This is a genomic window from Aquimarina intermedia (assembly GCF_008124785.1).
GTDB classification, from domain to species: domain Bacteria; phylum Bacteroidota; class Bacteroidia; order Flavobacteriales; family Flavobacteriaceae; genus Aquimarina; species Aquimarina intermedia.
Window position 1 is genome coordinate 170,669 of the sequence record NZ_VNHU01000002.1, and the last position, 21,934, is coordinate 192,602.

Annotated in this window: 13 protein-coding genes, 2 tRNA genes, 1 pseudogene and 1 CRISPR repeat array; of the genes and pseudogenes, 11 read left to right on the forward strand and 5 right to left on the reverse strand. The window is 35.7% G+C overall.

The genetic code is table 11. The features are described from left to right. Positions 1–146 precede the first annotated feature (146 nt). A complete protein-coding gene (locus tag BD809_RS15935; RefSeq protein ID WP_262712874.1) occupies positions 147–272 on the reverse strand; it encodes a hypothetical protein in 126 nt (41 codons plus the stop codon). A gap of 357 nt (positions 273–629) precedes the next feature. Here BD809_RS15935 and BD809_RS15940 point away from each other — a divergent pair, with 357 nt between their 5' ends. The 7 genes and pseudogenes from BD809_RS15940 (at position 630) to cas2 (ending at position 9,701) form a co-directional block, all read left to right on the forward strand. After that, positions 630–863, forward strand: a complete 234-nt coding sequence (locus BD809_RS15940) for an aldehyde dehydrogenase family protein (RefSeq protein WP_262712879.1) — start codon at positions 630–632, stop codon at positions 861–863. A gap of 52 nt (positions 864–915) precedes the next feature. Further along, positions 916–1,917, forward strand: a complete 1,002-nt coding sequence (locus tag BD809_RS03500; protein ID WP_317130854.1) for an aldehyde dehydrogenase family protein — start codon at positions 916–918, stop codon at positions 1,915–1,917. Positions 1,918–2,132: 215 nt separating this feature from the next. Next, positions 2,133–3,335, forward strand: a complete 1,203-nt coding sequence (locus tag BD809_RS03505; RefSeq protein ID WP_148781569.1) for a GAF domain-containing sensor histidine kinase — start codon at positions 2,133–2,135, stop codon at positions 3,333–3,335. Positions 3,336–3,505: 170 nt separating this feature from the next. After that, positions 3,506–3,946 carry a response regulator gene (locus BD809_RS03510; RefSeq protein WP_148781570.1) on the forward strand — a complete coding sequence of 147 codons (441 nt, stop codon included), beginning with the start codon at positions 3,506–3,508 and terminating at the stop codon, positions 3,944–3,946. 365 nt (positions 3,947–4,311) lie between these two features. Then, a complete protein-coding gene (cas9, locus tag BD809_RS03515; RefSeq protein ID WP_148781571.1) occupies positions 4,312–8,448 on the forward strand; it encodes a type II CRISPR RNA-guided endonuclease Cas9 in 4,137 nt (1,378 codons plus the stop codon). A gap of 16 nt (positions 8,449–8,464) precedes the next feature. Next, a pseudogene (gene cas1, locus BD809_RS16020) lies at positions 8,465–9,364 on the forward strand (type II CRISPR-associated endonuclease Cas1). Next, the gene (gene cas2, locus BD809_RS03525) at positions 9,354–9,701 is read left to right on the forward strand and encodes a CRISPR-associated endonuclease Cas2 (protein WP_148781572.1); all 348 of its coding nucleotides are present in this window, start codon (positions 9,354–9,356) and stop codon (positions 9,699–9,701) included. The pseudogene cas1 and the gene cas2 overlap by 11 nt, the downstream one beginning before the upstream one ends. A 70-nt stretch (positions 9,702–9,771) precedes the next feature. Next, positions 9,772–10,729: a CRISPR direct-repeat array (repeat unit 46 nt; unit sequence CCTGTGAATTCTCCTCTAAAATAAAGAACTGAAAGCAATTCACAAC). Between the two features lie 1,222 nt (positions 10,730–11,951). Here the strand turns inward: cas2 and BD809_RS03530 are convergent. The 3 genes from BD809_RS03530 to mutS form a co-directional block, all read right to left on the reverse strand. Then, a tRNA-Leu gene (locus BD809_RS03530) sits at positions 11,952–12,037 on the reverse strand. A 17-nt stretch (positions 12,038–12,054) separates the two neighbouring features. Next, a tRNA-Gly gene (locus BD809_RS03535) sits at positions 12,055–12,126 on the reverse strand. Between the two features lie 96 nt (positions 12,127–12,222). Then, on the reverse strand, positions 12,223–14,814 hold the full coding sequence (gene mutS, locus BD809_RS03540; protein ID WP_148781924.1) for a DNA mismatch repair protein MutS: 2,592 nt from the start codon (positions 14,812–14,814) through the stop codon (positions 12,223–12,225). A 229-nt stretch (positions 14,815–15,043) separates the two neighbouring features. Between mutS and BD809_RS03545 the strand changes: the two genes are divergently transcribed. Together BD809_RS03545 and BD809_RS03550 are read left to right on the forward strand one after the other, a co-directional pair. Continuing rightward, the gene (locus BD809_RS03545; RefSeq protein WP_148781573.1) at positions 15,044–15,586 is read left to right on the forward strand and encodes an RNA methyltransferase; all 543 of its coding nucleotides are present in this window, start codon (positions 15,044–15,046) and stop codon (positions 15,584–15,586) included. Positions 15,587–15,608: 22 nt separating this feature from the next. After that, positions 15,609–16,919, forward strand: a complete 1,311-nt coding sequence (locus tag BD809_RS03550) for a dipeptidase (RefSeq protein ID WP_148781574.1) — start codon at positions 15,609–15,611, stop codon at positions 16,917–16,919. Here BD809_RS03550 and folK read toward each other — a convergent pair. Next, positions 16,916–18,043 carry a 2-amino-4-hydroxy-6-hydroxymethyldihydropteridine diphosphokinase gene (gene folK, locus BD809_RS03555; RefSeq protein WP_148781575.1) on the reverse strand — a complete coding sequence of 376 codons (1,128 nt, stop codon included), beginning with the start codon at positions 18,041–18,043 and terminating at the stop codon, positions 16,916–16,918. The two genes, BD809_RS03550 and folK, sit on opposite strands and share 4 nt — an antisense overlap. Positions 18,044–18,170: 127 nt before the next feature. On the opposite strand from folK, the gene BD809_RS03560 reads away from it, so the two are divergent. Together BD809_RS03560 and BD809_RS03565 are read left to right on the forward strand one after the other, a co-directional pair. Further along, positions 18,171–18,959 (forward strand): queuosine precursor transporter, encoded by a 789-nt coding sequence (locus BD809_RS03560; RefSeq protein ID WP_148781576.1) that lies wholly within the window; start codon positions 18,171–18,173, stop codon positions 18,957–18,959. A 146-nt stretch (positions 18,960–19,105) separates the two neighbouring features. Then, positions 19,106–21,757 (forward strand): AsmA family protein, encoded by a 2,652-nt coding sequence (locus BD809_RS03565; protein ID WP_148781577.1) that lies wholly within the window; start codon positions 19,106–19,108, stop codon positions 21,755–21,757. The last annotated feature ends 177 nt before the right edge of the window (positions 21,758–21,934 follow it).

Consider the following 21,934-nt stretch of genomic DNA (forward strand, 5'->3'; position numbering starts at 1 on the left):
TTAAAATAGTTCAACGCTTTAAAGATAAACTATATTTCAAAACCAATTTATAAACTCAATCCATATCGATATTAAAATCTTGTTTAATACGTATGGAATAGTGTTTCTTTAATTGTCTCTTATTTTACTAACTGCTTTATATAGTTTTATATAAAAATCTTCTTTTGATCGGCTCCGTCAAAATTGTTGCTTTCTAAGATAACAAAGGTTATCAAGTCTCGAATTTTTCTTCGAAGTTCATGAATATCTAAAATTGTATACTGTTCTTTCATTCAGGTTTTATTAGTATCCAAAAAGTACTAACAAAAAACGCTTCCGATTACTTTATAGAATAACTATCAGATCGATTTCCGACCAGTGACAGAAACCTTCGTTTCTCCGCATTTTAATTAGTATAAATAGTAAGCTGCCTACTTCAAAATCAATAACCTATTTAGTACGAATTTAATCAGACAGGGTTAAACTTTGTTAAAGCAACACTCAGAGCTGAACCCCTTTCTTAATTTTAAAAAAATAGATTAATGAAAAAGTATACAGGATTACACTTGCAATATATCAATGGTTCGTGGGAAGAAAGTAAGAAGTCATCATCCGATATAGAAAACAGAAATCCCTAATCGGGCGATAAAATCGACACCATAAAAGGAGCCACTCAAGCAGCAGTGGACAAAGCTTACGCAGCCGCAGACCAAGCTGCTAAAACATGGAGTCAAACGCTACCTCAAGAACGATCAGAAGTTCTCCATAAGCTTACCCATGTGATGCAAGATCGAAAAGAAGAAATTATCGAATGGTTGATAAAAGAATCAGGTAGTACCTTTACAAAAGCATCCATAGAGTTCCAAACATGTATTAGCATTTAGAGAAGCTTCCTCTTTTCCGTTACGATCTCACGGATTTATCTTTAATTCGGGAATCCCGGGAAAAGAAAGTCGTGTATATCGTAAACCTCTAGGTGTTATCGGTATTATTCGTCCGTGGAACTTCCCCTTGCATCTATCCATGCGTTCTGTTGGCTCTGCTATCGCATTGGGTAATACTATAGTTATTAAGCCGGCATCGCAAACTCCCGTTACAGGAGCAACCCTACTCGCCAAACTTTTTGAAGAAGCAGGACTACCAAAAGATGTGCTTAATGTAGTTATAGGCAGAGGATCTCATATTGGTGATTACTTTGTCAAACATCCAACGCCAAAATTGATATCTTTTACCGGTTCTACTCCTGTTGGAAAAAATATTGGTAAGCTTGCCGGGGAAGCATTAAAGCGCGTGTCACTAGAATTAGGTGGAAATAATGTTTTTATTGTTATGAAAGATGCGGGCATTGAAAAAGCGGTCGATGCAGCGATTTTTGGAAAATTTATACATCAAGGACAAATATGCATGTCCATTAATCGGCTTGTTATCCATGAGGAAGTTGCGGATGAATTTGTTTCTAAATTTGTCAAAAAAGCCAAAGCTTTAAAATCAGGCAACCCCATGGATCAAGAGGTTATTATTGGACCTTTAATTAATAGGGATCAGGTAGCACGAATTCAAAAAGATATTGAGGCCAGTAAGAAAGCCGGCGCAAAAATTATTTTGGGTGGAAATGCAAAAGACGCCTTATTAGAAGTTACCGTTTTAGATCCTGTAACAGATGATATGCCAATTGCAGAAAATGAAATTTTTGGACCGGTTGCACCTATTATTCGCTTCAAAACTGAAGAAGAGGCGCTAAGTATAGCCAACTCCAAGGATTTTGGCTTAAGCGGAGCCTTGCACACCAAGGACATAGAAAAAGGAACAGCCTTTGCCAGAAGTGTAGAAACCGGTATGATCCACATCAATGATCAAACAGTAAATGATGAAGCAAACGCTCCTTTTGGTGGTGAAAAAGGATCAGGATTGGTCGTTTTAGTGGCGACTTTGTGCTAGAAGAGTTTACCAGATTACAATGGGTAACAGTACAGCATGAACGAAGAGATTATGCGCCTTTTGCTTAAAATAAATAGCAAAAGAGACATTTAACATTTCGTTATTAATTCTAATGGAAATTACTTAAAATAAGATCAAGCCTTAAAACGCTTTCGTTCAAAAAAAAGTATTTTTGCAACACACACACACATCTTTTAATTTTTTGTACCCCCTGTATGATTTCTCCTTTAAAGTCTGAAAACGAGAACAGCCGTCTTATTGCATTAAAAAATCTTCAAATACTGGATACACTTCCAGAAAATGAATATGATAACATTACGGAACTAGCTGCTTTTATTTGTAATACAAATACCTCTTTAGTATCTCTCATAGATGAAGAACGACAATGGTTTAAGTCCAGAAAAAACATGCCTCTGTCCGAAACCCACAGAGATCATTCATTTTGTGCGCATGCTATCAACAACCCTCGAGAAACTTTTATCATTCCGCATGCAACCAAGGACGAGCGTTTTCATGACAATCCCTTAACACTCTCAGACACACCTGTCATATTTTACGCAGGTGTTCCCTTGTTGGATAAAGAAGGTCATGCTTTAGGAACCTTATGTGTCATTGACGATAAGCCTAATACCCTTTCGCCTGAGCAAGAAAAAGCGCTCAAGAATTTAGCGTTACAGGTGGAAAAGTTATTTGAATTAAGAAAGGCAAATAATGAACTGAAAGAAACCAAAGAAAATCTGGAAAAACACAATAATTTACTGAAGGATTTTGCGGGTGTAGCATCTCATGATATGAAGATGCCATTGTCTAATATGATCATTACTTCCGATCTATTACAGCAAAAATATGGAGCTAATCTGGATGAGTCCGGATCTAGATATCTATCATACATTAAGAAGTCCGCGTTATCGTTAAGTAATTATATTACAAATATATTGGAGCACTATGAGAGCACTGCATATAACAGAAGTAATGTTGAATCTTTTGACGTAAACACCCTTTTAGAAAATATTGTTGAGCTGTTACATATAAAATATGACTGCGAAGTACACTTACCAGACCTTAATATAGAAGCTACTTGTAATCGAATTGCCCTAGAACAGATTTTTTTAAACCTCATTGCTAATAGTCTTAAATACAACGACAAGGACCCTATTCAAATCTTCATCGATGCCTCCGTGTTCCCTGAGTTCTATGAATTCAGCGTTCGTGATAATGGTATTGGTATAGAACCTAATCAAATAGATTCTATTTTTGAATTATTTACGACCGTTGGTCACTTAGACAGAGATGGAAACAAAGGGCATGGGATTGGACTCTCAACAGTACAGAAACTGGTGGAAACATTAAAAGGAACCATTACTGTTGATTCCCAAATTGGTAGTGGGACGACTTTTACCTTTACAGTAGCAAAATAAAAATATTCTTTTGTTCTTTTATTACCTCAGAATTATTGAGCGACTTTCAGGGGCTGATTTTCCTGTTATCGATTATTTGATACGTTAATCCGAATCTCTTAGTTTTTCTTTCTCTATAATCAGTTCAACTAATTGATTATTATGAGCTTTGAAATAGATAAAAGCACAAAATGAAGACACCGATTGGACATACTTTTTTAATTGATGATAATAAAACGACCAATTTTTTGAATCATTATTTATTGCTAAAACATGGAACGTTTGGAAAAATCCATAAGTTCAATTGCAGCAAAGAAGCTATTTCTTATTTCAAAGAGTATTATGATTTTTTTCGTCGAGATATCAACTTAATTTTTCTGGATATTCACATGCCTCATATGGATGGATGGGAGTTATTGCACTGTTTGCAACAACTTATCAAAGAATATTCACTCAGCCTTAAAGTTGTCATATTAAGCACAGCTAACGAAACTTGGTTTCAGAAAAGACGTCTACAATTTGACTTTGTGGTTGCGTGGATCAAAAAGCCTTTGTCCATTGAGAAATTGGATGGTGTTATGGCGCAACATTTCGCTTTGCGGATTTCTAATAAAAACATTTCAAGAAGTTAACCTATATATGAAGAACTGTTTGGGATGGTTTTAGCCTCTCCAAAAAAATCTATCAGATAAGTATATCTCGTTTTAAGCAGGCTTTTTAGCCAGTCATATTACAATATCACACTAATAAATTTATTTCTTAAACCTTACATAGGTGGCATTAGAGAGCCAACGAAGCAATTTTAGATGCTCAAAAATAATCTTAAAAAAGTGATCCGGTAAGAACCGGACCACTTTGAATGTTTTCACAACGGAATAATCCTTATTGTGAATTGCTTTCAGTATTTCAAAGATAATATAATCTCTGATAATAACAATATGATTTTCCGTAACATAAGAAAAAAATAAATTCTTAAATTAGGGAAAATTTACTTTTCATGAGAAGAATTCTAGGATTAGACCTGGGGACAACATCCATTGGCTGGGCATTTGTTCAGGAAGCAGAAAACAATCAAGAAGAATCTAAGATTATCCAGACAGGGGTTAGGGTTGTACCTCTTAATACAGATGAACAAACTAGCTTTGAAAAAGGACAGAGTATTACCATAAATGCAGATCGAACCCTTAAAAGAGGTGCAAGACGAAACTTGCATCGTTATAAAATGCGCCGCGAGGCGGTTATCAACCTCTTTAAAAAAATAAATTTTATAAATGATAGCTCAACTTTCTCTGAAGAAGGAAAGCAAACTCATAGTACCTACGCCTTGAGAGCTAAAGCTACCGGTGAGAAGCTAGAAAAGGAAGATCTGACAAGAGTTTTTTTAATGCTCAATAAAAAAAGAGGCTATAAAAGTAGCAGAAAGGCCAATAATCAAGAAGAAGGTCAACTTATTGATGGCATGGCTATTGCAAAACGCTTGCACAAGGAGCATTTAACTCCTGGAGAGCTTTCCTATAAGTTACTTCTAGAGGGAAAGAAAAACATACCTGATTATTATCGTTCTGATTTACAAACAGAATTTGATAAAATTTGGCAATTACAAAAAACATTTCATCCTGAGATATTCACGGATGACCATTACGAAGCGATTGAAACACTTAACAAAACTAAAACTGGTCAATATTTTGAAAAATCCATAGGTACTCCTCGAGCAGAATGTAAGGGTAAACGGAATGAAAAAAAGTTACAGTTCTACCGGTGGCGAAATGATGCTGTACATAAAGAACTTGAGCTATCAAAAATTGCTTTTGTCCTGACCGAGATTAAAGGTGAAATTAACAGCTCTAGCGGGTATTTGGGAGCTATCAGTGATCGAAGCAAAGAACTCTATTTCAACGATGAAACTGTCGGTCAAAACCTTTACAAGCAACTTCAAAAAGACCCCAATGCCTCTCTAAAAAACCAAGTCTTTTATCGTCAAGATTATATGGATGAATTTGATGCAATTTGGCAAGAGCAATCAAAACATTACAAAGAACTTACAGAACAGGTTCGTAAAGAATTACGGGATATTACTATTTTTTATCAGCGTAGACTTAAATCTCAAAAAGGTCTTATAAATATATGTGAATTAGAAAGTAGAGAACTCGAAATTCTTGAAAACGGAATCAAAAAAAGGAAGTTAATTGGTCCAAAGGTAGCTCCAAAATCTTCACCTGTTTTTCAACAAGCAAAAGTATGGCAAAGTATAAACAATATAGTCCTAACAAACGAAATTACTAAAGAGATAAAATATCTAGATGACGAACTAAGACAACTCCTCTTTGAAGAACTTAATTGGTTATTTTATTTTAGTAAAGCACAATTACTTAATTTTCTGAAAAAACATTCAGACATAAAGGGCAAGAATTGGAAAGTGAATCTTGAAAAAATTGAGGGTAATAAAACCAATGCCACGCTGCTTGCAATTTACAATCAAATCTTACAAATTGAGGGATATGAAGCCTTAGACTCCAAAATATCCATTTCACAAAATATGGAGCAATTAAAATACTGTTTTGAAACAATTGGCATTAATAGCAAAATCCTCTCAATTGACTATAGTTTAAAAGGAGACGAGTTCGTACAACAACCTTCCTATAAGCTTTGGCACTTATTGTATTCTTATGAGGATGATTCATCCTCTACAGGTATTGAAAGTCTAATAAAAAGATTGCAAGAACATTTCAATTTTAAAGAAGAACATGCAAACCTCTTATGCGGCGTGGCCTTTACACAAGATTATGGTAGCTTGAGTGTTCGTGCACTTCGTAAATTAATGCCTTATCTAGAAGAAGGAAAGATTTATAATGAAGCTTCTGAACTTGCTGGATATAAGCATTCTAATTATATGACAGCAGAGGAAAACAAAGATCGTCAGTTACTTGATAAATTGGAAGTTCTGAAGAAGAATTCTTTACGTAATCCCGTAGTAGAGAAAATCTTGAACCAAATGATCAATGTGATAAATGCAATCATAGAAAATCCTGAATTAGGAAAACCTGATGAAATACGGATTGAGATGGCAAGAGAGCTAAAAAAAACAGCCAAACAACGAAAAGAAATGACCGCTGCTATAGTAAAAGCTACAGATCAACATAAAAAATATCGAGAAAGAATTCAAAAAGAGTTTGGACTTTCTTATGTAAGTAGAAAGGATTTAATAAAGTATAAATTATATCTCGAACTCAAAGCAACCGGTTTTAAAACTCTTTATTCTGGAACATATGTTAAGCCGGAAGAACTCTTCACAAATAAGTTTGATGTAGAGCATATCATTCCACAATCCATATTATTTGATGACTCTTTTTCTAATAAAACTATAGAGCTGCGAAGTGTAAATCTTGAAAAAGGAAAAGAGACAGCATTTGATTTTTGCGAGAGAAAAGGATGTTTAAACGATTTCAAAAATCGATTGGAAGAATGTTATAGCGACGGAAAAGGAGAATTAAGATATGGGAAAAGAAGTAAACTCTTAATGTCTTTCAAGAACATACCAGAAAACTTTCTTAACCGTGACTTAGGAAATACAGCTTATATAGCTCGTAAAGCAATTCAAATACTACAACCCTTAGTGAGACAAAAAATAGTGTCAACTTCTGGTAATATTACAAGTAAGTTAAGAAGCGATTGGGAGTTAATTAATGTACTTCAAGAACTAAATTGGAAAAAATATGAGGTTCTAGGCTATACATATTATGATTATAATAAAGATGGTAAAGCATTACCAAGAATAAAAGATTGGAGTAAACGGAATGATCATAGGCATCATGCAATGGATGCTATCGCTGTGGCATTTACACGTCCTGCTTTTATACAATACCTGAATACCATGCATGCCAAAAGCGGTAAATCGGGAGAAGTAATTGGGATAGAGAAAAAATATACATATCGAGACGCAATAGGCGGACGCAAGTTCAAAAAACCTTACGACACTATCAGAGAGGATGCAAAAGAACACATGGATAAAATTTTAATATCTCATAAAGCTAAAAACAAGGTAGTAACCTCCAATAAAAACAAGATAAAAATTAGTGGTAAAAATAATTATAAGACTAAAATAGAACTGACTCCCAGAGGCCAATTACATAAAGAAACTATTTATGGGCAGTCCCTTGTTTACCTTGTCAAAGAAGAAAAGATTAGTGCGTCCTTTGATGAGGAAAAAATAATGACAGTTACCAAAGCTAAATACAGAGATGCTCTTTTAAAGCGCTTAAACGACAATGAAAATGATCCTAAAAAAGCTTTTACAGGTAAAAATTCAATAACTAGAAACCCCGTTTTTATATCAATAAATCAAAATGTCCCCGATAAAGTTAAAACGCAATCTTTGGTACCGAGATTCACTATCAGAAAAAACATAACACCGGATATAAAATTGGATAAAGTTGTTGATTTAGGTGTTAAGCGTATCTTGGAAACAAGACTGAAACAATATAATGGCAAACCAAAAGTGGCATTTGCTGATCTAGATAATAATCCTATTTGGTTAAACAAAGAAAAGGGAATTACTATTAAAAATGTAACCATTACTGGTGTTAGCAATGCAGAACCACTTCATACTGCCAAAGATCATAATGGAAAACAAATTATAGATCCCTCTGGCAAACCTATACCCATAGATTATGTAAGCACTGGAAATAATCATCATGTAGCTGTTTATAGAGATAGAAATGGAAATTTACAAGAGGAAGTGGTCTCGTTCTATGAAGCGGTCATCAGAAAGAATTTAGAGCAATCGATAATTAAAAAGAATCATGAAAAAGGATGGAAATTTCTCTTCACACTAAAGCAAAATGAGATATTTGTTTTCCCTTCACTAGATTTTGAGCCTTCAGAGGTTGATTTGTTTGATACAAATAATAAGAAAATTATAAGCGAAAATCTATTTAGAGTTCAAAAAATATCCTCTAAAAACTATGTTTTCAATCATCACTTAGAAACTAAAGCCGCAGGATCTGATACCTTTAAAAATAAAAAAGAACTTTCAGAATTAACCTATAAATTCTATCAAAGTGAAAAGTATTTAGAAGGAATAATAAAAGTTCGACTAAATCACCTTGGAGATATAGTGCATATTGGAGAATATTAAGAATCATACCTATAAAATGATCAAACGCACCCTTTTTTTTGCTAATCCAGCTTATCTAAGCACAAAGAATGATCAATTGTTGGTACAGTTTCCTGAAGAAGAAAAACAAAAAGCAAAAGTAGCTATTGAGGACATAGGGTATATTGTTCTTGAGCATCCACAAATCACCATCACCAACGGCTTATTGATGAAACTTATACAAAATAAAACGGCTGTTATTACTTGTGACCAACAGCATATGCCTTGCTCTTTTTTACAACCTCTAGTGGGTCATAGTGAACAAAGCGAGCGTATACGCTATCAATTGAGTGCCAGTCTCCCGCTTAAAAAGAATCTATGGCAACAAACGGTTCAAGTCAAAATTGAAAATCAGGCACGGCATTTATTGGAACGAGGGAGAAATGCCTAAAAGCTAAAACGCTGGGCAAAACAGGTAAAAAGTGGAGATAGTGAATTTCACGAAGCTATTGCCGCAGCGTATTATTTTCAAAAAATATTCGATATCCCGGGATTTAGTCGCAATCAAAAAGGAATCGCCCCCAATAATTTACTTAATTATGGATATGCAATTTTACGTACGGTTACGGCAAGAGCCTTAATCAGTAGTGGTATGTTACCTAGCGTTGGGATCTTTCATCATAATAAGTACAATGCCTATTGTCTGGCCGACGATATTATGGAGCCGTATCGACCCTTTGTGGACACACTAGTTTTTGACATTACAAAAAACAAAGAAAATTTTGAAAAACTAACCAGTGAATTAAAAAGTATTCTTCTAAAAATACCGGCAATGGATGTAATGATCGATGGCAAACAAAGTCCGCTAATGATCGCGATGAGTCGTACTACACACTCACTTTTTGAATGTTTTGAGGGGAGCAGTCGCAAAATTTTATATCCGCAGTATGGAGAATAATCATTTTTCACGCCTTAATCAATACCGTAGTATGTGGGTACTTGTATTTTTTGACCTCCCGACAGAAACTCGGACTGAACGCAAAGTAGCTTCTGGATTTCGTAAAAGATTACTGAATGATGGCTTTGCTATGTTTCAGTATAGTATTTATTTGAGATTTTGTGCCAGTCGAGAAAATGCAGTAGTGCATATAAAACGAACCAAAAACATCTTGCCTAAAAAGGGAAAAGTCTGTATTCTACAAATCACTGATAAACAATTTGGACAGATTGAACTGTATCATGGACAACAGGAAGTAGCCCCTGAAAAACCCTCCCAACAGCTGGAACTCTTCTAGAAAAAGCGCTTATTTTTTTATTCTACATATAGATTTAAATAACAGAATACCAGTATCTTACAACAGGTATCCTGTGAATTCTCCTCTAAAATAAAGAACTGAAAGCAATTCACAACTTTGATCAAGTTCAAATACATCTGTACGGGCCTGTGAATTCTCCTCTAAAATAAAGAACTGAAAGCAATTCACAACCTAGCGTGCTTTACTGCTTCTTCTTTTGTGCCTGTGAATTCTCCTCTAAAATAAAGAACTGAAAGCAATTCACAACTGTAAAGAATTATAAGAAGCGTTTCTGTTCCTGTGAATTCTCCTCTAAAATAAAGAACTGAAAGCAATTCACAACTTCATCAGTTGTAACTACTAATTCCCTTTTCCTGTGAATTCTCCTCTAAAATAAAGAACTGAAAGCAATTCACAACGGAATATGTCGGTTAATATTGATCAAAGAACCTGTGAATTCTCCTCTAAAATAAAGAACTGAAAGCAATTCACAACAAGCCAAGCTGTATATCCTAATCCCTTTAGCCTGTGAATTCTCCTCTAAAATAAAGAACTGAAAGCAATTCACAACCCCCCCCTTGCATATAAACCCCAATATAATCCTGTGAATTCTCCTCTAAAATAAAGAACTGAAAGCAATTCACAACTCCATTACTATTTTAATGATGAGTGTAATACCTGTGAATTCTCCTCTAAAATAAAGAACTGAAAGCAATTCACAACTAAGCAAGATCAAAGCATTAAGAGACAATACCTGTGAATTCTCCTCTAAAATAAAGAACTGAAAGCAATTCACAACTAATAAATCCTGCTTCTGTCGGAATATTAGCCTGTGAATTCTCCTCTAAAATAAAGAACTGAAAGCAATTCACAACTAGGGTAGGTAAAAAAGATGACGATAAATACCTGTGAATTCTCCTCTAAAATAAAGAACTGAAAGCAATTCACAACTCAGAGATTATACAAAAATCAACCTCACGTCCTGTGAATTCTCCTCTAAAATAAAGAACTGAAAGCAATTCACAACACTTTCCGCAGCTTCCTCTTCGATGTCTTTCCTGTGAATTCTCCTCTAAAATAAAGAACTGAAATCGACCTTTTGGGAGATTCAGCGACTCCTAAAACAATAATAACAGGAGCTAAAGCAATTCACAACATTCCTTCTGCGCCCATTGCCAATGCTATCCCTGTGAATTCTCCTCTAAAATAAAGAACTGAAAGCAATTCACAACCAGAAATCATTTTCATGTATTTCTTCATCTCCTGTGAATTCTCCTCTAAAATAAAGAACTGAAAGCAATTCACAACTAATTGGTCACCAAAAATAATTAATTCGATCCTGTGAATTCTCCTCTAAAATAAAGAACTGAAATCGACCTTTTGGGAGATTCAGCGACTCCTAAAACAATAATAACAGGAGCTAAAGCAATTCACAAAATTTACTCAATAGAATTACCTAACTAACAAGAACGTAGATCATCCTCTCATTGCGTTTCATGCCACTCGTAGGTGATCACAAATTCTCCTCTAAAATAAAGAACTGAAAGCAATTCACAACTCAAATTATGCGTATCACCTCCCGTGTCTGCCTGTGAATTCTCCTCTAAAATAAAGAACTGACATCGACCTTTTGGGAGATTCAGCGACTCCTAAAACAATAACAACAGGAGCTAAAGCAATTCACGAAATTTACTCCATAGAATAATCAAACTAACAAGAACGTAGATCATCCTCTCCTTGCGTTCCACTGCACTCGTCGGTGATCACGAATTCTCCTCTAAAATAAAGAACTGACATCGACCTCTTTTGGGAGATTCAGCGACTCCTAAAACAATAACAACAGGAGCTAAAGCAATTCAGAATAAAGTTACTCCATAGAATAACCTAACTAACAAGAACGTAGATCATCCTCTCCTTGCGTTTCACTCCACTCGTCGGTGATCACGAATTCTCCTCTAAAATAAAGAATTAATATGCAAACACTAAAATTTCAGTCACTTCAAAATTAATACCGTATCAAATACTTTATCACCATTGGCTATTTAGAAAAATAGATCTAGAGAATTGCTAAGTAAAGATAGCTTGACAAGTTGAACACTACGATCATTCACAAATACACTCTTAAACTTGCTTCGAATGGCACTGGTGGCATTAGAAAGCCAACGAAGCTGTTTTTTATTAGAAAAATTATAAGTCAATCGATACTTATAAAACAAAAAACCCTCCTGATCAATGATCAAGAGGGTTAAGTACTGAAGGCGGGACTTGAACCCGCACGGGCCTTACAGCCCATTGGATTTTAAGTCCAACGTGTCTACCAATTCCACCACTTCAGCATGGTATATTTTCTCAGAGCGAAAGACGGGATTTGAACCCGCGACCCTCACCTTGGCAAGGTGATGCTCTACCCCTGAGCTACTTTCGCAGTTTATTTAAGAACGTTGCAATACCTGATTGCGGATGCAAATTTAAAACATTTCTATAAACGACAAAGCTTTTTGATGAAAAAGAATAAAAAAAATTACACCTGTGAAGCTTTCTTACTGGTTAACATACGTTTAATTTCATTTAATTTCATCAAAGCTTCTACGGGAGTTAAGGTATCAATGTCAATATGCAGGATTTCTTCTTTGATTTGTTCTAATAACGGGTCGTCCAGATTGAAAAAACTTAACTGTACTTTTTCTTCTTCCTGTAAATTTTTGATCTTACCGGTTAGCTCCTCACTACTATGTGATTTTTCTAGTTTTTTCAACATTTTATTAGCTCGATGTAATACTTGTTGTGGCATACCGGCCATCTTTGCTACATGGATACCAAAACTGTGCTCACTGCCGCCGGGAACCAACTTTCGCAAAAACAACACAGTATCTTTCAGCTCTTTTACAGAGACATTATAATTTTTTATTCGCCCAAAGGTTTCGCTCATCTCATTGAGCTCATGATAATGTGTCGCAAACAGGGTTTTGGGTCGTGCAGGATGCTCGTGTAGAAATTCACTAATTGCCCAAGCAATAGAAATTCCGTCATAGGTACTTGTTCCTCGTCCGATTTCATCAAGTAACACTAAACTGCGATCAGAGATGTTATTCAAAATACTGGCGGTTTCATTCATTTCAACCATAAACGTTGACTCGCCCATCGAGATGTTATCACTCGCCCCTACTCTTGTAAATATCTTATCAACTACGCCAAGATGCGCGGCTTCTGCCGGCACAAAGCTTCCCATTTGTGCGAGCAATACTATAAGTGCTGTTTGTCGCAAAATTGCAGACTTACCACTCATATTCGGTCCTGTAATCATAATCATTTGCTGATTTTGATTATCAAGCTGAACGTCATTAGCAATATAGGGTTCTCCAACCGGTAATTGTTTTTCTATCACAGGGTGACGACCGTTTTTGATATCCAAAGCATAAGAATCATCCAAAACAGGTCGGCAATAGTCGTTTTCTTCAGCTAACTGTGCAAAAGATGCCAAACAATCCAATTCTCCAATCAACGCAGCATTACGCTGTATCGGCTGTATATAATCTGCCAACCAAAGTACCAATTCACTAAACAGTTGCTGCTCAAGTATGAGAATTTTTTCTTCTGCACCTAAAATTTTTTCTTCATATTCTTTCAACTCCTCAGTAATATATCGCTCTGCATTCACCAGGGTCTGTTTGCGAATCCAGGTATCCGGAACTTTATCACGGTGTGTATTACGTACTTCAATATAATATCCAAACACATTATTAGATGCTATTTTAAGAGAGCTTATCCCCGTAGCTTCCGTTTCACGGGCTAGCATCTTATCCAAATAATCTTTACCGGAGAATGCAATGGCTCTCAATTCATCTAATTCACCTACCACCCCATTAGCAATGGTATTTCCTTTTAAAATATTTACAGGTGCTTCTTCGTTTAGGGTACTTTTTATTTTTGTTCGTAAGAGTTCACAGTCATGCAACTGTTCTCCCATTTTTTTGAGTGACTCATTTTTACTCTTTGTTGCCAGTATTTTAATCGGTGCGATGGCTTCCAGAGAGTTTTTGAGCTGTACCACCTCTCTCGGACATACTTTACCGGTGGCGACCTTTGATATCAATCGTTCGATATCACCAATACGCTTGAGTTGTACAGTTAATTTTTGTTTTTCATCGGCTGTTGATTTTAGGTATGCTACCACCTCCTGTCTTCGGTATATTGCATCACTATCCTTTAATGGAAGTGCTAACCAACGTTTTAAAACACGACCTCCCATAGGAGAAATAGTTTTATCAATTACATCCAGTAAGGTAACTGCATTCACCGCTGTCGAATGATATAATTCCAGGTTACGAATCGTAAAGCGATCCATCCAGATATAACGCTCTTCGGCAATACGCTGTAGTGAGGTAATATGCTGAATATTGTGATGCTGCGTTTCGCCTAAATAATGTAAAATTACGCCGGACGCTATGCTACCTTCGGTTAAATGATCCACTCCAAATCCTTTTAACGAAGTGGTTTTAAAATGTGCATTTAAAGTTTCATAGGTATAATCTGTCTTAAACACCCAGTCTTCTAAAAAGAATACGTGATGATCTTCTCCAAAATCCTCCACAAAGTTTTTCTTATTAGCTTTAGAAACTAACACTTCGCTAGGATTAAAGTTCTGTATCAACTTATCAATATACGCTACATCCCCCTGAGCAGTTAGAAATTCTCCCGTAGAGACATCCAAGAACGCAATACCCAACGATTTTTTACCATAATGCACAGCACACAAAAAATTGTTGGTTTTACTGTTTAAAACCTCATCATTTAAAGCTACACCAGGCGTTACCAATTCCGTAACGCCTCGCTTAACAATCGTTTTAGTTTGTTTAGGATCTTCTAATTGATCACAAATAGCAACACGCTCTCCCGCCTTAACTAATTTGGGTAAATAGGTATTAAGCGAGTGATGTGGAAACCCTGCCAAGGCAGTTTCGGTCTCACTTCCATTTCCTCTTTTTGTTAATACTATATTGAGGATTCTTGCAGAGCGTATAGCGTCCTCGCCAAATGTCTCGTAGAAATCTCCCACTCTAAAAAGCAATAATGCATCAGGATACTTAGCCTTAATGGCATTGTACTGCTTCATTAAAGGTGTCACTTTTTTATTCTTACTTGCTGCCAAAAGTTGTATCTTTATTTGAATCCTGCTAAAGTAAGTATTCCGTATTCTTTTAAAAAATTCACTCTTGCTGAGTTATACTTTTTTTATTCACAATAAAAGCAGTTTACCAAAGGGCTTGGAACGTGAGAAATCCATTTTCCTATTCCGACATTTCTATACCCGTATTTTAAATTGCTTCCCTTATTTTTGTAGCATGCATGCAAAAAGAAAATTAAAAAATAGCGAGTTAGATCGCAAGACTGTCGAAGAATTTAAATCCGCATCCAAAACACCTATTATTGTTATTTTGGATAACATTCGAAGTCTAAACAATATTGGATCTGTTTTTAGAACAGGTGACGCTTTTATCATTGAAAAAATATATCTGTGTGGCATTACAGCTACTCCGCCGCATAAAGACATTCAGAAAACCGCACTTGGTGCTACTGACACCGTTTCCTGGGAATATAAAGAGGATACCGTAGCCTTGGTAGAAGCATTGAAAGAAGACAACATCAAAATCCTCGCAATAGAACAGGCAGAACAAGCGATTATGTTGAATGATTTTGCTCCAGAAGTCAATCAGAAATATGCCGTTGTTTTTGGTAACGAAGTTAAGGGGGTACAACAAACCGTAGTTAACCAGAGTGACGCAGTCATCGAAATTCCGCAATATGGCAGTAAGCATTCCTTAAATATTTCAGTAAGTGCCGGAGTTGTTTTATGGGATTTGTTTTGTAAGTTTAAAGCGTTGTAACAACCACTTAACATCTCTATTTATGAAAAATCTTGTGCTTTTTGCTACAATTATCCTGTTCTTTCTTTCGTGTAAACAAGAGAAAAACAACACAGGAGAACAGAAAGATCCCTTGTACTCAAAAGCAAAAGCTATTCATGAAAAAGTAATCACATTGGATACACACTGTGACATCAATGTGGATAATTTTACAACGCTAAAAAACTATACTCAAAATCTGGATACTCAGGTTACCTTGCCCAAAATGAAATCCGGAGGATTAGACGTGGCATGGTTTATCGTGTATACTGGACAAGACAGCTTGACTACCCAAGGCTATGAGAAAGCGTATAAAAATGCAATTTCAAAATTTGAAGCTATCCATAGACTAGTGGAAGATATTGCTCCTAATGAAATTGAGTTAGCCGTAACCTCTGCTCAGGTTCGTGAGATTCATAGCAAAGGCAAAAAAGTCGCTATGATAGGAATCGAAAATGGATATCCCGTGGGTACCGAGATCGAAAATGTACAACGGTTTTATGACTTAGGCGGGCGCTATATGTCATTATCGCATCAAGGACACAGTCAGTTATCAGATTCGAACACCGGTGAGAATGATAGCATCTGGTTGCACAATGGTTTGAGTGAACTAGGTAAAGAAGTTATTGTCGAGATGAATCGTGTCGGAATGATGATTGATATCTCTCATCCATCCAAAGAGGCTATGAGACAAATGATTGAACTCACCAAAGCTCCAATCATCGCCTCACACTCCTCGGCTAGAGCACTTTGTGATCATAGTCGAAATCTTGATGATGAGCAATTGCAATGGATGAAAGAAAATGGTGGCGTGGTTCAAACCGTAGCATTTCGCACCTATTTGAATACTGAAAAATCTGATCTGCGAATAGCCAAAGAAAAAGAAATTGCAAAAGAAATCGCTGATTCGATGGGCGGTACTTGGTTAGAGCGTAAAGAGGTAGCAGCCCTAAAACAGGAAGAAAAAGATGCTTACCTGAAATTCATAGAAAAACTACGCCCTATACATCTGAAAAAGATGAATTCTATGAAAAATCTTCCTCCCAAAGTGGATGTTGTCGATTATGTAAATCACATTGACTACCTGATTGAGAAAATGGGGATTGATCATGTAGGTATCAGCTCAGATTTTGATGGTGGCGGTGGTATTGAGGGTTGGAGCGACGCATCAGAAACGTTTAATGTTACACTCGAACTTGTCAAAAGAGGCTATACCGAAGCGCAAATTGAAAAGTTATGGAGTGGCAATTTGTTAAGAGTGCTGGACGAAGTACAACAAGTCGCTAAAGAAATACAATCCAAAAAATCAGTTTAGGCTAATATTTTCTCTAGAATCCAAATATAATCGGATCGGTTGCTCACAAAATCACGATCAGAGATATCGATAATTTTTACATTGCGATCTTTTTGAGATTTTATGAATTCAAAATAACCTTTGTTTATCTTTTCAAGGTACTCCGGAGCGATGTCTTTTTCGTAAACACGCCCTCTTTTCTTGATGTTCTCAAGTAATCGCTCAGTGTTTTGATATAAGTAAACGTATAAGCCGGGTTTAGGGAGGTTTGAATACATAATATCAAACACCTTTTTATACAGACCATACTCTTCTGGTTGCAGCGTTACTTTGGCAAAAATCAAGGATTTGTAAATATCATAATCACTCACCACAAAATCTTTAAACAAATCTAATTGCCCAATATCATCCTGAAGTCGTTGGTATCGATCTGCTAAGAAGGACATTTCTAACGGAAATGCATAGCGCTCCATATCCTCATAAAACTTTGGCAAAAATGGATTATCTGCAAAGCGCTCAAGTACGAGTTTGGCATTAAACTCTTCGGCAATCTGATTCGACAAGCTCGTTTTACCTGCACCAATATTTCCTTCAATAGTAAGATATTGAAAAGAAGATAGTGCAAATTTAGATTTGGGTGCAAGCAGCGTATCCTCTACCTTTTTAATGATGGATGTGTCCGAAGTGCTTTTTAAGAGTTCACCTATTTCTTTGTTAAAAATTGGGTGTAAAGCGGATGAGGCAATTTCATTTAAAGGTACCAACACAAATTTGCGATCCTGCATTCTGGGGTGTGGTACAATCAAATCGTTTGTAGCTACATTCCCTTCGGTCGACAAAATAATATCTAAATCGATAGTTCTTGCCTCGTAATCTCCTCCCACACTACGATGACGTCCTAATTGTTTCTCAATACTTAAAAGTTTGTCCAGCGTTTCTTGAGTAGTCAAATACGTAGTCACTTCGATACAGCTATTGTAAAAGTCATCGCTCTTAAAACCTAAGGCAGGTGTCTGGTATACTCCCGATATAGTAATGACAGCGCCCACACGAGTAAATATTTCATCTACCGCTTTTTGTAAAAAACTTAGCCTATCGCCCTTATTGCTCCCGAGGGAGATATAAATTGTGTTTGGTTTACTCAAAATGAATGTTCGAAATAATTTAAGAATGCAAAAGTAATGAAACCTTTATCATTTCCACGACTGAATGTACATCCGTTGTCGATCATTTTTCAGTATATATAAGATTTATTTATAAAACGATTTCAAGATGATTATTGTTTTGAATAAAAACTATAAAGCATCTCATTATATTTGTCTTAATTTTAAACGAGTATTATTGGAACTGTCCGTATTATCACAAAAAAAAGCATTTGATGCCTACCGCATCTACCTTATCTTCAGCGCGCTATTTATTGCCTCTCTGGTAGTTTCTAATTTAATTTTTCAAAAATTCTTCTATTGGGATTTTTTTGGCCTGTACACTTTTGAGATTTCTGTGGGCATACTTCCTTATCCTATAACTTTTTTAATAACCGATTTGATAAGTGAAATTTATGGCAAAAAGAAAGCCAACCAAGTGGTTACCGCAGGCATATTTGCTTCTTTTTTTTCATTATTGATCGTTTATGTAGCCGGGGAAGTTCCGGCGACTTCATGGTCTCCAATTGGGAATAAGTTATTCGATCAAGTTTTTGGCGCGACAGCCATAGCTGTTTTTGCATCCATGATGGCGTATCTTCTGGCTCAGTACATTGATATCCAGATTTTTCATTTTTGGAAACGTCTTACCAAAGGAAAACATCTATGGTTGCGAAATAATTTTTCTACCTTTTTGTCACAATTTGTAGATACGGCTACAGTGTTATTGTTGCTTTGCAGTTTTGGCAAAATTGAATGGGACTTGTTCGGAACGCTACTTTTGGGAGGATTTTTATTCAAAGTATTAATTGCTATACTAGATACTCCCTTACTGTATCTTGGTGTTTACCTTCTAAGAAAACGATTTGGCCTTTCTGAAGGTGAAGAATTACTCCTACATTCGAATTCTAACAAATAGTTAACCAATTTAAAATACGTAAGTTTTTAATAAATCGTTATTTTGCTATTGTATATCTTTAACAGCCATATTCAAATATGGTATTAAATTAAAAAGACCCTTCAAGCTTATTGCTAACTAACAGGATTACTAATTGTACTATAAAAATGAAAAAAGCCCTTAAAATAATCGGAATTGTCATTGTTGTGATCATCATTGCTTTAATTTCGATTCCTTTCTTATTTAAAAATACTATCAAAGATAAAGTTCGCTATGCGATAAATAGAGAAGTCAATGCCACTGTCGATTTTAGCGATATTAGTCTCAGCCTATTTCGTAGTTTCCCACAGGCATCAGTCATTGTTAACGAACTCTCAATAATTACAGCTGCACCTTTTGCAGGTGACACCTTAGTATTTACTGATCAGCTAAGTTTAGAAATGTCTGTAAAAGAATTATTCAAAGATGCTTCAGAACCTATTGCTATTAATCAAATTAAAATAGACAAAGCCTTCATCAATATCAAAATCGATTCGTTGGGAAGGTTTAATTATGACATTGCCAAAAAAGATAGTATTGTGGCTTCACAAACACCCCAAGATACTCAGGGAAAACCCTTTATTTTCGATTTGCAAAATCTTGAGATAAACTCAAGTAGGTTTGTGTATGATGATCAAGTAGCAAAAACCCTTTTTACACTTGATAGTTTACAACTTACCGGTAGTGGCGACATATCAGAACAACAATCAGAAGTGACCTTGGAAGCTTATTCAAAAATAGCTATGGCAATTAACGGTGTGGAGTACTTATCTAATAACAACTTGGCACTTGAGGCAGTGGTAGGTATTGATTTAGAAAAACAACGGTATACCTTTAAAGAAAATACCGGTTATATCAATCAATTACCCCTCACTTTTGATGGGTATGTAGAAGTTCATGACAAGGATACCGAAGTTGATATACAATTTAAAACACCAAGTTCGGATTTTAAAAATTTTTTAGCGGTAATTCCACAGACCTATTCTAAAAATCTGGACGGAATTACAACAACCGGTGATTTTATGGTAGATGGTAAAGTGAAAGGAACGGTAGATGAAACCACTATTCCAACCATGGATATTAAAATAACCTCTACTAATGCTTCTTTTAAGTATCCGGATTTACCTAAAAGCGTTCGTAACATTAATCTTAAAACAAGTTTGATGAACACTACGGGCAAGGTAGATGACACCTATATCAACCTGGATCAATTAGTATTTACCATTGATCAGGATGTATTTTCAGCAAAAGGTAATTTTAAAAACATTACAAAAAATATGCTGGTTGATATGGCTGTTAATGGCACGTTGAATCTTGCCAATTTGGAGCAGGCCTATCCTATTCAATTAGAAGAAAAGCTTCGAGGAGTTGTAAAAGCGAATATAATTACAGCTTTTGATATGGAATCGCTGGAAAAAGAAAATTATGAAAAAATTAAAACTAGCGGAAAAGCTACACTTTCAAATTTTGAATATACAACACCTGAGTTACCTGATGCAATAAAGGTAAACGAAGCTTTGGTAAACTTTAAGCCTGGAACCATTACATTGGATAAGATGGATATCGCCTCAGGAAAATCTGATATCAAAGCCACAGGTACCATTAATAATTTACTTGGTTTTATATTCACAGAACAAAAGTTAAAAGGAAATTTCAACGTCCAGTCGAATACTTTTTATGTTAGCGATTTCATGAGTCAGGAAGAAGCTGCCTCTTCAACAACAAAAAAAGCGGCTGAAAAAGAGAGTTCCTCTTCTTCTCCTTCATCTTCGGACTTTAAGATCCCTTCATTTTTGGATGCAACCTTAGCTTTTACAGCAAATACGGTTGTATATGACAATCTCAATCTCAAAAACGCTAAGGGCGTTGTTAAAATTAAGGAAGAAACTGCTTCTCTTGAAAACGTAACCTCAAGCCTTTTTGATGGTGTTATTTCATTAGACGGAAACGTTTCTACTAAATCCCAAACTCCAACATTTGGCATGAAGCTAAACCTGGATAATATAGACATTGCAAAATCATTTGAAGGAATGGAACTTCTAAGAAGCCTGGCGCCCATAGCAAAAGCACTTACCGGTATGCTCTCAACGGATTTAGAACTTAAAGGAAATCTAACCTCGGATCTTAGTCCGCAATTAAACACTTTAAAAGGAAACGCTTTAGCAGAGATTCTCAATGCAAAGGTCAATAGCAGTGAGACCAAGTTATTGTCAAAACTTGACGGAGCATTGAGTTTTATTGACCTAGATAATTTAGATTTAAAAGATATTAAAACCGCACTCAACTTTGATGATGGGAAAATCAATGTCAAGCCTTTTAATTTTGAGGTTAAGGGTATAAAAATAACCGCACAAGGAAATCATAGCTTTACTAACGAGATGAATTATACAGTTGCCTTAGACTTGCCTGCCAAATATTTAGGAGATGATCTTGGTAGCACCATCAGTCAATTAAGTGAAGAAGATTTATCAAAAATGACGGTAGCCTTACCGATAGGAATTAGTGGAAATTTTTCAGATCCCGTTATCAATCTTAACACAAAAGCTGCAGTAAAACAATTAACACAGCAAATTGTAGCAACGCAAAAGGACAAAGCAAAAGACAAACTTGTTAATAAAGGAAAAGGTGTACTTTCTGATGTTTTAGGAGGCGCATCCACAAAAAAGGATTCTACCACAAGCACACCGGTTAAAGTCGAAGATAAGGTGAAGGAAGCAGCTAAAGATATTTTGGGAGGTTTTTTTGGCAAAAAGAAAAAGAAGGATACGGTAAAAAATTAACAGTCATCCCAATGTTCATGGCAAAAAAGAGATCTCATTTATTCTAATACCATGCATCACTTACTAGTAAGTAAGTAAGTCAAAGTTATTACCATTTATTTTTCAGAAAGCATCTCTTCGCAAAATGACGAGATGCTTTTTCTATAGTTATCCACTTAGTATGAGCTTCACAACAAT

Bases quoted from the DNA above. Each gene is read 5' to 3' on its own strand.
- BD809_RS15935 (WP_262712874.1), bottom strand. From the start codon at position 272: ATGAAAGAACAGTATACAATTTTAGATATTCATGAACTTCGAAGAAAA.
- BD809_RS03505 (WP_148781569.1), top strand. From the start codon at position 2,133: ATGATTTCTCCTTTAAAGTCTGAAAACGAGAACAGCCGTCTTATTGCA.
- BD809_RS03510 (WP_148781570.1), top strand. From the start codon at position 3,506: ATGAAGACACCGATTGGACATACTTTTTTAATTGATGATAATAAAACG.
- cas9 (WP_148781571.1), top strand. From the start codon at position 4,312: ATGAGAAGAATTCTAGGATTAGACCTGGGGACAACATCCATTGGCTGG.
- cas2 (WP_148781572.1), top strand. From the start codon at position 9,354: ATGGAGAATAATCATTTTTCACGCCTTAATCAATACCGTAGTATGTGG.
- mutS (WP_148781924.1), bottom strand. From the start codon at position 14,814: ATGAAGCAGTACAATGCCATTAAGGCTAAGTATCCTGATGCATTATTG.
- BD809_RS03545 (WP_148781573.1), top strand. From the start codon at position 15,044: ATGCATGCAAAAAGAAAATTAAAAAATAGCGAGTTAGATCGCAAGACT.
- BD809_RS03550 (WP_148781574.1), top strand. From the start codon at position 15,609: ATGAAAAATCTTGTGCTTTTTGCTACAATTATCCTGTTCTTTCTTTCG.
- BD809_RS03560 (WP_148781576.1), top strand. From the start codon at position 18,171: ATGATTATTGTTTTGAATAAAAACTATAAAGCATCTCATTATATTTGT.
- BD809_RS03565 (WP_148781577.1), top strand. From the start codon at position 19,106: ATGAAAAAAGCCCTTAAAATAATCGGAATTGTCATTGTTGTGATCATC.